The 15052-nt window shown below is 64.7% G+C and carries 11 protein-coding genes; 8 read left to right on the forward strand and 3 right to left on the reverse strand.

Features of this window, described 5'->3' with window-relative positions; genetic code table 11:
* Position 1: 1 nt before the first annotated feature.
* Positions 2-1984: a glycosyltransferase gene (locus tag AOT87_RS09865; protein WP_057969095.1), complete on the reverse strand. Its 1983-nt coding sequence runs from the start codon at positions 1982-1984 to the stop codon at positions 2-4.
* 5 nt (positions 1985-1989) lie between these two features.
* Complete coding sequence (locus AOT87_RS09870; RefSeq protein ID WP_057969033.1) at positions 1990-3465, reverse strand: flippase; 1476 nt, start codon at positions 3463-3465, stop codon at positions 1990-1992.
* A 32-nt stretch (positions 3466-3497) separates the two neighbouring features.
* Between AOT87_RS09870 and AOT87_RS09875 the strand changes: the two genes are divergently transcribed.
* A complete protein-coding gene (locus AOT87_RS09875) occupies positions 3498-4574 on the forward strand; it encodes a glycosyltransferase family 4 protein (protein WP_057969096.1) in 1077 nt (358 codons plus the stop codon).
* Between the two features lie 3 nt (positions 4575-4577).
* Here AOT87_RS09875 and AOT87_RS09880 read toward each other — a convergent pair whose 3' ends face one another.
* Positions 4578-5384, reverse strand: a complete 807-nt coding sequence (locus tag AOT87_RS09880) for a WecB/TagA/CpsF family glycosyltransferase (RefSeq protein ID WP_157859008.1) — start codon at positions 5382-5384, stop codon at positions 4578-4580.
* A gap of 130 nt (positions 5385-5514) precedes the next feature.
* Here AOT87_RS09880 and AOT87_RS09885 point away from each other — a divergent pair, with 130 nt between their 5' ends.
* From AOT87_RS09885 to cydC, 7 genes are all read left to right on the forward strand, one after another.
* Positions 5515-6441, forward strand: a complete 927-nt coding sequence (locus AOT87_RS09885) for a hypothetical protein (RefSeq protein WP_057969035.1) — start codon at positions 5515-5517, stop codon at positions 6439-6441.
* Positions 6413-7756: an O-antigen ligase family protein gene (locus AOT87_RS09890; RefSeq protein WP_131727290.1), complete on the forward strand. Its 1344-nt coding sequence runs from the start codon at positions 6413-6415 to the stop codon at positions 7754-7756. The genes AOT87_RS09885 and AOT87_RS09890 overlap by 29 nt, the downstream gene beginning before the upstream one ends.
* Positions 7753-9090, forward strand: coding sequence for a glutamate-1-semialdehyde 2,1-aminomutase (locus tag AOT87_RS09895; protein WP_057969037.1), 1338 nt, complete (start codon positions 7753-7755; stop codon positions 9088-9090). Before AOT87_RS09890 ends, AOT87_RS09895 begins: the two co-directional genes overlap by 4 nt.
* 129 nt (positions 9091-9219) lie before the next feature.
* Entirely contained in the window at positions 9220-10674 is a 1455-nt protein-coding gene (locus AOT87_RS09900; protein ID WP_057969097.1) for a cytochrome ubiquinol oxidase subunit I, read from the forward strand.
* Between the two features lie 30 nt (positions 10675-10704).
* Positions 10705-11733: a cytochrome d ubiquinol oxidase subunit II gene (gene cydB, locus AOT87_RS09905; protein ID WP_057969038.1), complete on the forward strand. Its 1029-nt coding sequence runs from the start codon at positions 10705-10707 to the stop codon at positions 11731-11733.
* The gene (cydD, locus tag AOT87_RS09910; protein WP_057969039.1) at positions 11730-13394 is read left to right on the forward strand and encodes a thiol reductant ABC exporter subunit CydD; all 1665 of its coding nucleotides are present in this window, start codon (positions 11730-11732) and stop codon (positions 13392-13394) included. The genes cydB and cydD overlap by 4 nt, the downstream gene beginning before the upstream one ends.
* Positions 13378-15030 carry a thiol reductant ABC exporter subunit CydC gene (gene cydC / locus AOT87_RS09915; protein WP_057969040.1) on the forward strand — a complete coding sequence of 551 codons (1653 nt, stop codon included), beginning with the start codon at positions 13378-13380 and terminating at the stop codon, positions 15028-15030. Before cydD ends, cydC begins: the two co-directional genes overlap by 17 nt.
* The last annotated feature ends 22 nt before the right edge of the window (positions 15031-15052 follow it).

Genomic DNA, 15052 nt, shown 5'->3' on the forward strand with positions numbered 1-15052 from the left:
ATCAACCCTTGAACACCGCGGTGAAGGCCTCCTCGTACGAGTCCGCCATTGTCTCGATGGTGTACAGATCACGCATCCGGTCAAATCCCTTACGCCCCAACGCTGTCAGGTGACCGGGCGCGGTAAGGGCATTCTCGAGGGCGGTCCGCCACGCCGGCACATCGATAGGGTCGACCACCACACCGCTACCGTGGTCGAGCATGTCGGGCACCGAGCACACCGCGGAACCGATGACCGGCACGGCCCGCGCCATTGCTTCGAGAATGACCAGGGGAAAGGCCTCGCTTCGGCTGGGCACGCAGAGCACGTCGCAATCGGCCAGCGCATGCTCGGGTCCTGGCGACCAGCCCCGCCAGTGCACACGATCGCGCACGGACTCAGGCGTGAGAGCTTCCAATCGTTGACGATCGGGCCCGTCACCGAATATGGAGAGTTGCCAGTCGTATTCGGTCAAACCGCTCAGCGCCTCCACCAGCAGATGCGGGTTCTTGTGTTCGACTATGCGAGACAGCATCACAAAACGTAACGGGCCGTCCGGTTCCCTGCGCTCGGGTGCTTGCTCGGGAAGTTCGCGACGGCTGACGACCCCGTTGGGAGCGGTGAAGAAACGGGTACCCACCCGCTGGTGTGCCGACACCTCGTCCCAGTGCCGCTGCGACAGCGCGATGAACCCGTCGGCCCGGCTCATCGCCCTCGCGAGCGGGGCCGAATAGGTGCCCGTATTCAGTTCGGGCGGGATATGCGCCGCCACCAGCCATCTGCGGTGCCGTCCGGATGCGCGCCACAGCGTTGCACACCCGGTCTCGGTGTTGGTATCCCCCGACACCAGGATCGTGGGACCATCGGCGGTCTCAAAGGCGGGGCACCACCAGGGTTGGCGTACCACGCGCACCGTCGGCGGGACCTCGGCCACCAACGGGCCGAATCGCTGCATGCATGCGATGGTGACGGAGTATCCACGTCTGTCCAGTTCGGTGGCCAGCAATACATGCTGTCGTTCGGCTCCCCCGTACACCAACCGATTCGTGGTGAGGATTATCTGTGGGCGTCCCGAGCCAGCCCCGATCCGCGCCGCGCGTGCCCGCCGGGCCCCCGGCTGTACCCGGTCCAACACGGAAGTCCCTGCCAGGTAAAGATCGGCGGTGCGCACTCCCCTCGAATGCTCCAGTGTCAAAGCGATGTTCGCACGCAGCAGATCGTCGGAGCGGATGCAGCGCTGCTCGTCTCCTGCGACGGTCCCCTTGGCGCTGTGCATGACACCGGGTTCATCGACGAGAACCAGGCGCCAGCCCGCGGACCGGGCGCGCAGCTGCCAATCCGCCTCCTCGCCGTAGAGGAAGAACTCCTCGTCGAAGCCGCCGACCTCATTCCAGGCCTGCCGGTTGACCAACAGGCAAGCCCCGGTGAGATATCCGTCCACATCGGTGGGGCGTTTGTGGTAGAGCTCGGAGACAACCCGGCCGCGCAAGGCCGGTGCGTAGCCCACGCGTGACACCAACGCCCGCAGCAGATTGGGAGTGCGATGCGCGTTATCCCACGAAAGCTCACCGGGGTGCGGGGTGGCCGCCTCTATCGGCGGTGCTGCCGCCGCCACCTTGGTTTCGTTCGCGATCTGGGCGCGGGTCAGCGTGAGCGCCCCCCGCACAGTGGCATCGGGATTCAACAGCAGCAGATGCGCTCCCGGCGCGAGATCTGCCAATCGATTGACGGCCGCCGCGAATCCAAGATTTTCACCCGTACCATGCCACTGCACGGCGGGATAGCTCGCCCGCACGGCCTGCATGCCCGGGTAGTCCGGCGCCGAGTTGTCCCATACGTACACCGGCAGATCGCCAAGATGTTCGCGGCAGGACGTCAGACAGGCCGCGAGAAGATCTGGCCTGCCGTACGCCACGATGCACACTGCGGTACCCCCATGCACTTCGCTCACCCGAGGCGGCGGCAGGTAGGCCCGATCGAGTTCGCGGTGCCTAGTCCTAGTCATGTGGATCACCCATCAGTGGCCTCCTTACGGAGGATTTCCCGAACATCACGCAGGTGCACGGGCCCCGCCCACAGGTTCACGCCGACATAGACACCGGCGGCGATGACGGCGGCGACCAACTCGGGGATCCACTGTGCGGCAGTGAGTAGCGCACCCACCGCGGCCACGGTCGGTAGTCCCAACCGCAACAGAAACATCCACGGCGTGTGATAGCCCGTGCAGGTCGTCAACCTGACGCTGGCGGCAACCAAGCCGACCACCTCGCTGGTTACCAGCGCGATCGCCGCGCCCAATGAACCCAGGTGCGGAATAAGCGCGACATTGAGAATGATGTTGGCGGCAAGATTGAACACATTGAGGCGTAGCAGAAATGTCTGATGATGTGCCGCGAACAGCGCCTGGCTGACGGTCCCGGTGAGAAAGGTCAGTCCCACCGCGACCAGAAGCAACGGCATCACCAGGTTTGATTTGTCCACGAACTGCTCGGACCCCAGAAGTGCGACCAGATCTCGTCCCACGAAAAACCCGACGACCGCGACCGGAACCGCGATGGCGAACATCAATCCCATGGATCGCTCGATGAAGGCGGCGAAACGCCCGCGCGAGGCGGCGAATAGCCCCGTCATCGTGGACAGGGTCGCGCCCAGGAAGAAGTTCCCTACCAATGACAAGGTGAACGCTGTCTGGTACGCCAGCCCATACCTGCCGACCTCCGCAGGCGTGCTCAACAGACTCAGTATCACACCGTCGATTCGCCAATAGAGCACCCCGATGATGAGCACCATCGTCTGCGGCAGGCTTTCGCGCACCAGGCCCCACGTCTCACTCGCCGACAGAATGATTCGCAACGGCGTGATCCGATGAGCCGCGATGCCTTGAATCAGCAATAGGGTGGCCGGGGCGACCACCTGCGGCAGCGCATACCAAACATGTTCTGCGTCAACGGTGACCAGGAAAATCGTGACCGCCAGCATTGCTACCCGGGACAGTGTGTCCGCCAGCGCCACCGCCGAAAACCGGACGGAAGACATGAAGATCGGGTTCAGGCAGCTCGACAGTGTCGTCAGGGTCAGACTCGCGCTGATGATGAGCAGCATCGACTGCACCTCGGGGTGATCCGCGTAGATGAGCCAGCCCGAGAGCGCCGCCACTGCGGCAAGCGGAAGGCAATAGCTGAGCGAGAAAGCAAGATTGATACCGACCAAGCGTTGCAGACTGCCGGTGCCAGCCGAGACCCGTCGGACGATCACGACGCCGATACCCAGCTCTGTCAGGCTGGTCCATAAACCGATGAAGAAGATCGCGGCATTGAGATGCCCGTAGGACTCGGGCCCCAGAGCGCGGGTTGTGAGTGCGATCCCGGCGATGGAAGCGATGGTCCCCAGCACCCGGCCACCGAGTTGCCATGCGACGGCACTGGCAATCCGGCGCCCCGAGGCCGGCTCGGCGACCGGGGATCCATCGGCATGTTCGGATGTCATGTGCTACCTTGCGGCGATACGGGATGGGAACAATGCAACGACGACTGCACGCGTATGTGGCTTTGCCACACGGCGTTTCGGCTTCGCGATGGGAGGCCCGGAACCGCGCCGATGAGGTGCCGGATCAGGCGCCCTATGGACTGCACCGGCTGTCCAACTATGGTGTGACGCCGACCTTCAGTGAGTTCTCTTTCGGGCGCCGCTTCGAGCGTGTGGCCGGTCAGATCCGTTATCGAACAGGAGATCTGGAGATCCTGGAAGTCGTCGCAGACCGGGCTGCGCGTCGCGAAAGCGACGTCGTCTTCTGCTACGACGAACGCACCGGAGTGCCCGCGGCCTCTGCCGCCGCGATGCGGATGAGCCCACCGGTGGTGACCGGAGTCGGATGGCTCACCGAGCCCGCGGACTCCTCGCCGATTCATCGGGGACTCGCGCGCCATGCGCTGGCCCGCAGTGCTGCGGTGTTCTCGCAGTCTCCCCCGCAGGTCGAACTGCTGTCGCGGGCCTGGGGTGTCGATGATGCCCGGCTGCATTTCGCGCCGGTGGGCATCGATACCGATTTCTATCGAGTGCAACCGTGGGAGAGCGCGGGCGCTCCCCTGGTGGTCAGCGCGGGTGAAGATGTCCACCGCGATCACGCACTTCTTGTCGAGGCGGTCTTGATCGCCCGCGAACAGTGTCCCGGCCTTGGGCTCGAGCTGGCCACGGCCCTGCCGATCACCGCGCCATCCGAGGTTGTCACGCTGCACACCGAGCGGCTGTACGGACGGATGCGCGATCTGTACCGGCGATCCACACTCGTGGCGATCGCGGTGCGGCCCAACGTGATCACCGGTTCTGGTCTGACCGTCGCTCTCGAGGCCATGGCCAGTGGGCGCCCGGTGGTGATGACGGACAACCCGGGAATAGCGCATTACGTCCGCCACGACGTCGACGGTGTATTGGTGCCACCCGGGGACCCCGATGCCTTCGCCCGTGCGATCGCAGATTTGGCGCGCGATCCTGACCGCGCCCGCGCCCTGGGAGAGGCTGGGGCGCGGCGTGCACGGGCGGAGTTCAGCTCCGAACGGATGGCTGAGCATTTCGCGAGCATTATCCATGGGGTTTAGCCACTACGCGTGCCAAGGCAGTGCGGGCCCGACGGCGGCCTTTCGTAACCGCACCACCGCGGCCGGTCCCTGTATCAGATACCGGCGGGCCATGCGGCGGGGTTCCCGACCCAACCGGTAGGACCATTCGAGTCCGTAGCGCTGCATCCATTCCGGGGCGCGCGTCGCGGCGCCGGCAAGGAAGTCCGCCGATGCCCCGAAGGCCAGCAGTACGCGCGCACCCGCAGTCAGACCGTGGCGTGCAATCCACAATTCCTGCAGGGGCTTTCCAAGCCCCACGACCAGCACATCGGTGTCCGCAGCAGCGATGTCCCCCGCCAGCGCATCGCTGCGATCCGGATCGATGAGATCTGCGCGATCGGGTGCCCAGAGACCGGATACGGCAAGACCCGGATAACGCTCGTGCAGTACAGCGCGCAACCTGTCGTGCACCTGCGGTAGCCCGCCGAGGAATCCGACGCGGTGACCTGTGCCTGCCGCCTGTTCCAGAACCATCGGCAATAGGTCTGCTCCGGTAATCCGTGGCCAATTCTGCCGAGTCTTGAGGCGGGCGCGCGCCACGATCGGCGCCCCGTCGGCAAGCATCAACCAATCCAGCGCGGGACCCAATGCTGCGCAATCGGGGTTCGCGCGACCAGAACCGAAATGATGGAAATGGTCCAGGTTCACCGAGCCGACAACAAGCGGCCGCGCACCACACGCTGAGGCACGTTGTGTCACCGCGTCGAGCACAGCGCGCACCGAGCAAAGATCCACCGTGACCTCGGAGATCGTCACCCTTATCGGCGAGCCCAGCTGATCTGTCGACACGGCGGACAGCCTAGCGCCGTCCATTCCGGACAGCGGGCAAGTGTGGGTTATGCTCGTGACCAATAACGCTGGTTATGGGACGGCGCGCCTGCTGCGGATAGTCCGGACGATAGCGAGAGTCGGAGCGCCCGTGAACGTCAACGACCTGGTCAAGCGGATCTTGAACCGGCGAATTGCGCTACTTCTGGTGATCCTGCTGACGTGCGGCGCGGGCGCCTACGGATACACCACTGGCGTCACCGTCCGGGCATCTACCGCGTCGGCCGTGGTGATACCGCCGCCCACGTATTCGTCGACCGGCGACACGCTCGGTGCCAACCCCATGTTGAACCTCTCGCCGGAGAAGGCCCAGCTCGCCGGCATCCTTGCCACGTCGATGTCCAGCCAGCCCGCGCAGGCCGTGATCGCTGCCGCGGCACCGGGTGTGGACTACAAGGTCTCGAACACCATCGACCTGGGCCCGAGCAATCAACAGCCCTCACCGCAAGTGTCGATTCTGGTGCTGTGCAGCGCTACTTCCGACTGCCAGGCAGGCGCTTCGGCGTTGCTGGACGTTGCCCGCGACAACCTGGTGAAACTCCAGGTGGGTGCGTCCGTCTCCCCCGAGAACTGGGCCAGCCTCACCGTGCTGCAGGAACCCACCGTACCGGTCGTGACGTCCTCCAGCGCCATGAAATCGGCGGGCTCCATGGCGGTCGCGGCGCTGCTGGCAGGCATCATCGGGCTGCTGGTGTACGACGCGCTTGCCGCCCGTCGCCGCAAAGAAGAGTTCACTGATGGCAGAACCAAGATCAAGGCCCGGGCGAAGACGAAGGGCGACGAGAACGCGCACACGAGTCCCACCGCTGCCGAACCCGTCACGGAACCGGCCCGGGCTGAAACGAGCGGTAGCGGCCAGAATGTGGCAAACCCTTCGAAGGCAACGATCATCGATGATGATTTGGACAACGTCGAGATTGACGACGAGGCACTTGCCCAAGCGGTCTTGAACTGGACCCCACCCCGACTCACCGATTTCCGTAGCTGGCGTGACGACAAGCCTTCCTCAGACCGATAGCCCGGCCACAGTGGTGTCCGGCCGCGGGCCTGCCACCGTCACGTTCGTGGCGCTGGCATTGATCGTGCTCCTGAGCACCCGACAGGTGTACGCGGTCTACGCGCTCAAGGGACTGAGCCCCGCCCAGGTCGCGTTGATTCTCGTTGGCGCCCTGGGTGTCTATTGGGTGTTATCAGGGCACCGACTTGCCCTTGGTGCTCGCGGGCTCGCGATCGCGATCCTGGCCTCACTACTGGCAACGGTGGTGTCCTTCAACGTCGTCACCACACACGTTCTTCCGCACGTGGCGTTGATTCAGGCTGGGCAGGGCATCGCGGCGTTCGCGGTAACCGTGACCGCGCTCATCGGTTTCGTCTTTCTCTTCGCCGCCTACCCCGACAATTCCGCGCGCACTATCGAGATGTTGTTGAAGGCGCTCGTCATCGGCGCTGCCATCACCGCGGCCTTCGCCCTGGTGCAGTTCGGCACCGGTGTCGATATCGCGGCCATGATCCGCATCCCCGGCATTATGAAGTTCGGGGATACCGGTGTCGCACACGGGATTGTCCGTGAAGGTGTCGTCCGTGCACAGGGTGCCGCCGCCCATGCCCTCGAGCTGAGTGCGGTGCTGACCACGATCGCCCCCATCGGGGTTGCACTGGTCTACAGCGCCCAGGCCTCCGGCCGTAAGGCCTGGCCCTGGGCACTGCTGACCATCGTGGTGATCGCGGGCTCGGTGGTGACGGTTTCGCGCTCCGCCTTCATCGGATTGGCGGCAGCCATTCTGGTGATGTCGTGGCGCTGGCCGGTGCGGCGGCTCGCGGGATTGGTCGCGGCTGCCCTCGGTGCGGCGGCAGTTGCCGCGGTGAGTGGCCTGGGTGTCTTCGACGCGATCATCAGTACCTTCATGGGTAGCGCCGACGATCCGTCGCTGCAATCACGCGCCCGCGGAATCGATTACGTGATGGCCCATTGGACAGAGCATTTCTGGTTGGGACAGGGAGCGTTCACCTATCCCCTTGGGCCCGAACAGCCGGTCCTCGACAACGAATACCTCAGCCGCCTCATCGAAGGCGGGATCTTGGGCTTGCTGACCCTGATCGTCCTGATGATCACGGCCATCATGTACGCGGCCAGGGCGCGCAACCACTGCGAGGATGTGCCCACCACGGAGTTGATCAACGGTGTGCTCGGCGCGCTCGTCGCGCTCACCGTCGTCGCCTCGGTGTTGGATGTATCTGCTTTCCAACAAATTTCGATGGTCCGATGGCTGCTGATCGTGCTCGCGGGTGCGGCATGGGCGCTGGTAAAACGCAATCAGAAAGTCCAGACATGACACACCGGGGATTCGATCAATCGAACGCATGGCAGGCCCGGCTCCACGACGCGGTGCCGGGAGGCGCACATACCTACGCACGCGGAGCCGACCAGTACCCGCTGGGCATGGCACCGGTGCTCACCCATGGGGCGGCTGCACGGGTATGGGATGTAGATGGCAACTCCTACGTCGAATACGGCATGGGACTGCGCGCGATAACGCTCGGCCATGCGTACGGTCCCGTGCTCGAGGCGGTCCGCGAAACCCTGGCGCGGGGTGTGAGTTTCAGCCGACCCACGGTGCTGGAAGCCGAAGCCGCCGAAGACTTTCTGCGTACCGTGCCGACCGCCGAGATGGTCAAGTTCGCCAAGAACGGGTCGGATGTGACGACCGCCGCCATCCGCCTGGCCCGCGCCATTACCGGGCGCACCAAGGTGGCGGCATGCCGACAGCCGTTCTTCTCGACCGACGATTGGTTCATTGGCACCACCGAGATGAACGCGGGCATCCCCAAGTCGGCGACCGACCACATCGCCAGATTCAGCTACAACGATGTCGATTCTTTGGTAACGCTTTTCAACCGTTTCCCGGGGGAAATCGCGTGCGTCATCATGGAAGCGGCCAGCGCGGCAGCCGAGCCCGCACCCGGATTCCTCGAATCGGTGCGGTCACTGTGCACCGACCACGGTGCACTGCTGGTCTTCGACGAGATCATCACCGGATTCCGGTGGTCGCGCCAGGGCGCCCAGGCGGTCTACGGGGTAACCCCCGACCTGTCATGTTGGGGCAAGGCCATGGGTAATGGATTTGCGATTGCCGCACTCGCCGGAAAGCGGGACTACATGGAACGCGGCGGTCTGCGGACCGATGACCCCCGGACGTTTCTCCTGTCCACCACCAACGGGCCAGAAGCTGTGGGGCTGGCCGCGTTTCGTGCCGTGGTGCAGTCCTATCGTGATGACGCCCCCGTTCACGCGATGGAGGCCGCGGGCCGCAGCCTTGCGTCAGGCGTGGCCGAGATCACCGCAGAACTTGGTGTGGACGAACATATTCAGACCGCGGGACGGTCGTCATGCCTCACCTTCACGAGCCTCGACCCAGACCGGCAGCCCTCACAGGCGTATCGGGCGCTGCTGTTGCAAGAACTTCTGCGTCGCGGCGTGCTGGGGCAATCCTTTGTGATCTCCGCCGCACACACGTCCGTCGACATCGAATTGACGCTCGAGGCGGTGCGCGGTGCCGCCGAGATCTATCGGCGTGCCCTCGATGCGGGCGGTACCGAGGGATTCCTGGTGGGTCCGGCTGTGGCGCCGGCATTACGCTCACTCGCCGAACCCCGACGGATCCCCTAGCCGCACCCATCTTGTGGGTTCATGCGTTTATCGCCCCGCGTTCGCCTCGTTGGCGTATTAGTAAATGTGGCCCGTATCGCGTTGATCTTGGATAGCAACTACTACTACGCTGCGTCGTAGGAGGTGGCGATGAACGCCCTGGACGTATCCCGATGGCAGTTCGGCATCACCACCGTGTACCACTTCGTTCTGGTGCCGTTGACCATTGGGCTCGCTCCGCTTCTGGCCATCATGCAAACCGCATGGGTGGTCACCGGCAACAACTCCTGGTACCGGCTGACCCGGTTCTTCGGCAAGCTGTTTCTCATCAACTTCGCCCTGGGTGTGGCCACCGGCATCGTGCAGGAATTCCAGTTCGGAATGAACTGGAGCGAATACTCCCGCTTCGTCGGAGACGTATTCGGCGCTCCCCTTGCCCTCGAAGGGCTGGTGGCCTTCTTCTTGGAGTCAACCTTCCTGGGTTTATGGATATTTGGATGGACGCGGCTGCCCAAGCTGGTGCACCTGGCGTGTATCTGGATGGTGGCGATCGGCGTCAACGCCTCGGCGTTCTTCATCATTGCCGCCAACTCGTTCATGCAGCATCCGGTCGGTGCCGTCTACAACCCGGAGACCGGCCGTGCCGAACTGATCAGCATTACCGAACTCCTGACCAACAACACCGCACTGGCCGCGTTCCCCCACACAGTCGCCGGATCTCTGCTCACCGCAAGCACCTTCGTCGCGGGAATCTGTGGTTGGTGGATGGTCCGCTCCCACAAGGTCGGCACGCTCAACGATGCACGCACGATGTACCGGCCCGCCGCCATCGGTGCGTGCGCCGTGCTGATCCTGTCCGGTGGTGCGCTGGCGGCTACCGGGGACGTCCAGGGCAAGCTGATGTTCCAGCAGCAGCCCATGAAAATGGCGTCGGCAGAATCCCTGTGTTACACCGAGAAGGACCCGAAGTTCTCGGTGTTGACGGTCGGTACGCACAACAACTGCGCCAGCGTGGCACACGCCATCTCGGTGCCGTATGTGCTGCCGTTCCTGGCCGAGGGCAAGTTCACCGACGTCACTCTCAAGGGTGTGGAAGACCTTCAGAAGGAATACGAGCAGAAGTTCGGGCCGCGCAACTACCGGCCCAATCTCTTTGTCACCTACTGGTCCTTCCGCGCGATGATCGGGCTGGCTGCCGGATCGGCCCTGCTGGCGCTGGCAGGATTATGGGTCACCCGTGGTGGGCGCATCCCCAGTCAGCGTTGGTTCGCCTGGCTCTCGATCCTGGCCATCCCTACCCCCTTCCTTGCCAACAGCGCCGGGTGGGTGTTCACCGAGATGGGCCGGCAACCGTGGGTGGTGGCGCCCAATCCGACTGGGGTGGAGCAGATCCGGCTCACCGTAGATCTGGCGGTCTCCCACCATTCCGCGGCCACGGTATGGCTATCCCTCATTACGTTCACCCTCCTGTACGGCGCACTGGGGGTGGTGTGGTTCTGGCTGATCCGCCGATACACCATCGAGGGGCCCCTCGAGCACGACACCGAACCAGCTTCGCCCGTGACCGATGACGACAGTGTCAAACCGCTGTCCTTCGCCTACTAGCCCAACCAGCCGCGTAAGGAGGTTCCGGATATGAATCCCACAGCATTGCAACAGTTCTGGTTCATCGTCGTGGCGGTGTTGTTCCTCGGCTTCCTCGTGCTCGAAGGGTTCGACTTCGGCGTCGGGATGCTCATGCATCCCCTCGGCCGTGGTGACGACCGTCGGCGACGCGCCGTGTTGAACACCATCGGGCCGGTATGGGACGGCAACGAGGTCTGGCTCATCACCGCGGGGGGCGCGATGTTCGCAGCCTTTCCGCACTGGTATGCAACGGTGTTCTCCGGGCTGTACCTTCCACTGCTGCTCATCTTGGTGGCCATGATCGTCCGGATCGTCGCCATCGAATGGCGGGGAAAGATCGATGACCCCCGCTGGCGTGCCCGCTGCGATCTCGGGATAGCGATCGGATCCTGGATTCCGGCGCTGCTGTGGGGTGTGGCATTCTCGGCGATGCTCGCCGGGCTTCCGGTCGACAGTGCTAAGCAGCTCACCCTCACCATCGGCGACGTGCTCAGACCCTACGTGCTGCTAGGCGGGGTAGTTTTCGTGGGGCTCTTCGCCTTTCACGGTGCACTGTTCATATCGCTCAAGACCGCCGGCGCGGTGCGAGAGGACGCCGTCTCCACGGCACGCAAGCTGGCGGTTCCCGTGATCGTCGCCGCGGGTGGATACGGACTGTGGACTCAGCTTGCCTACGGCAAGAGCTGGACGTGGATCGCACTCGTGATTGCCGCGTTATCGCTGATCGGCGCGGCAACCTTCTCGCGAGTCTCCCGTGACGGATGGGCTTTTGCCTGCACCTGCCTGACAGTGGTCGCGGTCGTCGCGTTGCTTTTCGGCTCTCTTTATCCGAATCTGATTGTCTCCAGCCTTGATCCGGCCTACAACCTGACCGTGACAAACGCATCGTCAAGCCCCTATACGCTCAGGGTGATGAGCTGGGCCGCCGCGGTCACCGCTCCCGTGGTGCTGATCTACCAAGGCTGGACATATTGGGTGTTCCGGCAGCGCATCTCGGCCGACCAGATTCCCGACCCGGTCGGGCTACCCGTGCGATGACGAGCTCGCGCAGTGCCCCGGTCGATCCCCGACTGTGGCGCCGCAGCGCTCCTGCCCGCCGCTACCTGATCCTGACGGTGCTCTGCGAGCTGGTAATGACGGCCTGCACCCTGACGATCGCGGTGGTCCTGGCACGTGCCCTCGCGCTACTGATCACCGATCCGGCGAGCCGCGATATGGCCCATATGGGGCAGCCGATGACCATCCTCGTGGTGCTCTGGACGCTCCGGGCGGCGGCTCAGGGTGTACAGACCCGGTTCAGCGAACGCGGCGCAACCGGGGTGATCGCCGACCTCGACGACCAGCTGCTGTCGGCCATCGCCGAGGCGCAGCCACGTGACCTCGAGCAGTTCCGAGATTCGGCCACGACGGTATTGACCCGGGGACTGGAAGACCTGCGCCCCTACTTCGCCGGATATCTCCCCGCGGTCCTCAGCGCGGCAATCGTGACACCTGCCGCCGCATTGGTGATCGCACTGTCCGATATCCGATCCGCCGTCATCGTCGCGATCACTCTGCCGCTGATTCCCATATTCATGGTTCTCATCGGCCTGCTCACCCGCGATCGAGCGGAGGCCGCACTGCAGGCATCGACTGCGGCCACCGGTCAGATTCTCGATCTGATAGCGGGTATCCCGACGCTGCGTGCGCTCGGGCGCACCGCGACTCCGCTGCGCCGAATCACCGAACTCGGTAATTCTCAGCGCCGTTCGGTAATGGCTACGTTGCGGGTGGCGTTTCTGTCCGCGATGGTGCTCGAAATGATCGCGACCCTCAGCGTCGCGCTCATCGCGGTGGGGATCGGCATGCGTTTGGTTTTCGGGCACCTCGACCTGACCACCGCGCTGACGGTCCTGATCCTGGCACCTGAGGTGTACTGGCCGTTACGACGCGTCGGAATCCAGTTCCACAGCGCTGCCGATGGCACAGCTGCCGCAGACAAGGCCTTCGAACTCCTCGATGCCCTCGGGCCCCCGGCGGCGGCCGGCGGAACGCAGACTCCACGCAGGAATCCGGTCATCGAACTCGACGCCATCAGCGTGACGGACCGAAGTGGTTACGCACCATGGGAATTGACCGCAACAATCCGCCCCCGCGCCGTGACGGTTCTTACCGGGCACAATGGCGCAGGGAAGTCGACGGTATTGCACACCATTACTGGGCTGACCACGCCCGCTCAGGGCCGGGTTCTTGTGGACGGGGTACCACTGGAGCGGATCCAGCGAGACAGCTGGTGGTCAATGCTCGGATGGCTGCCACAGCGCCCGGTGCTGGTACCCGGCACCGTGCGCGAGAACCTCGAGATGTTCGGGCCGCTGGACGATCTCGAATCCGCGCTGATCGACAGCAGGTTCGACAGCACACTGGAGACGCTGCGCGACGGATTGGATACCCGCCTCGGTGCGGGCGGCAGCGGGCTTTCACTGGGAGAACGCCAACGGCTGTGCCTGGCCCGTGTGCTCGGCACCAATCGGTCGATCCTGCTGCTCGATGAGCCCACAGCGCACCTCGACGCCGATACCGAGGCCGGTGTGCTTGCCGCATTGGTTTCTCGTGCCCGCAGGGGTGCGACGGTGGTGCTGGTGGGCCATCGGGCGCCTGTTCTGGCCGCCGCCGACGCTGTGTTCACCGTGCAGGCAAGACATGTCGCACACCTCTGATCCGCTGCGGCATTGGCTGATCGCCTTGCGGGTGCGGCCGGTGCGACTGGCCGTGGCCGTTACATGCGGTGCCTTGGCGCTGGGGAGCGCACTGGCGCTGGCGGGTCTATCGGCATGGTTGATCACCAGGGCATGGCAGATGCCTCCGGTACTCGATCTGTCCGTGGCCGTGGTTGCGGTACGCGCACTGGGCATTTCGCGAGGCATCTGGCGATACTGCGAACGGCTGGCTGGTCACGATATCGCGCTGCGCGGCGCCGCCACCGTCCGGGCACACGTGTACGCGCGACTGGTCGGCGGCGCAGCCGGCGAGGTCCGCAAGGGCGTGGTGCTCGATCGGATCGGCACCGATATCGACGAGCTCGCCGAGACGGTGGTCCGCAGCGTCATACCCGTCGCGGTGGCCGGGGTGCTCGGAGTGGCAGCCACCGCGACAGTTGCGTTCATATCGATACCTGCCGCCGCCATTTTGGCGTGTGCCTTGTTGGTCGCCGACGTGGCGGCACCCGCGTTGGCGTCGCGCGCCGCCAGTACACGAGAGACACGCGGCGCCCGGGCACGCGCCCTGCAGACCGAGACGACGGTCGAGATCCTGGATCATGCCCCGGAACTGCGAGTTCGAGGACTTCTCCCCCGTCAGCTTGAACTGGCGCGCCAACGCCGCAGAGACTGGGCCGCAGCTCAAGACGCCGCCGCCGTTCCCGCCGCATGGTCAGCGGCGGTTCCGACTCTCGCCGTGGGCGCCGCAGTCGTCGGGGCGTTCGCCGCAGCGGTCCAGCTGGCCGGACACGTCGAACCCACGACGCTTGCCGTCCTGGTGCTGCTGCCGCTGGCAGCATTCGAGGCCTCCGCCGCGTTACCCGCCGCAGCCATCGGCATAGCCCGCTCCCGCGCATCGGCGCGGAACCTGCAAGAACTCGTGATGGCAGGGGACGACACGTCCGCACCGGTCGATGTGATGCCTGCCAACGGCAGGGCAGGCGTCCCGCTTGAATGCGTTGACCTAACGTGGCGGACCGGCCCTTCCGCATCGGGTCCGTTGTCCTTTCGGCTGGCTGCAGGCGCGCGGATGGCGATCACCGGGTCCAGCGGCATCGGCAAGACATCCCTGTTCACAACGCTTGCCGGCCTCACGCCGCCGGCGTCCGGTGCCATCCGGATCGACGGCACCGATATCACGGACCTACCCGCCACCGAACTGCCTTCGCTCATCAGGTTTTTCGGCGAGGACGCGCACATCTTCGCCACCACGGTGCGCGACAACCTGCTCGTCGCGCGCGGCGACGCGACCGACGGAGAGCTGTTCGACGTGCTGTCCGACGTCGGCCTGGACTCCTGGATCGAGGCATTGCCACACGCGCTGGACACGGTGCTGACAGCAGGTGCGGCCTCGGTATCGGGCGGGCAACGCCGCAGGCTGCTTCTCGCCCGGGCACTGCTCTCCGAAGTGCCGGTGGTGCTGCTGGACGAACCCACCGAACATCTCGACGGGCAGGCCGCCGAGACGTTCCTACGAGAGCTACTGGACCCCGCGGGTCCACTGCTGGCCGGCCGAACCGTCATAGTCGCAACCCACCATCTGCCCGATTCGGTGTCCTGCCCACGTATCCGGCTCGGCGATACAGTGCAGGTATGACGGAAACGCCGCCGCCACCACC

The organism is Mycobacteroides sp. H003 (assembly GCF_001440135.1).
Taxonomy (GTDB): Bacteria; Actinomycetota; Actinomycetes; order Mycobacteriales; family Mycobacteriaceae; genus Mycobacterium; species Mycobacterium gwanakae.

Coding starts and splice junctions, on each gene's coding strand:
- AOT87_RS09865 (WP_057969095.1), bottom strand. CDS start 1,984: ATGACTAGGACTAGGCACCGCGAACTCGATCGGGCCTACCTGCCGCCG.
- AOT87_RS09870 (WP_057969033.1), bottom strand. CDS start 3,465: ATGACATCCGAACATGCCGATGGATCCCCGGTCGCCGAGCCGGCCTCG.
- AOT87_RS09875 (WP_057969096.1), top strand. CDS start 3,498: ATGCAACGACGACTGCACGCGTATGTGGCTTTGCCACACGGCGTTTCG.
- AOT87_RS09895 (WP_057969037.1), top strand. CDS start 7,753: ATGACACACCGGGGATTCGATCAATCGAACGCATGGCAGGCCCGGCTC.
- AOT87_RS09900 (WP_057969097.1), top strand. CDS start 9,220: ATGAACGCCCTGGACGTATCCCGATGGCAGTTCGGCATCACCACCGTG.
- cydB (WP_057969038.1), top strand. CDS start 10,705: ATGAATCCCACAGCATTGCAACAGTTCTGGTTCATCGTCGTGGCGGTG.
- cydD (WP_057969039.1), top strand. CDS start 11,730: ATGACGAGCTCGCGCAGTGCCCCGGTCGATCCCCGACTGTGGCGCCGC.
- cydC (WP_057969040.1), top strand. CDS start 13,378: ATGTCGCACACCTCTGATCCGCTGCGGCATTGGCTGATCGCCTTGCGG.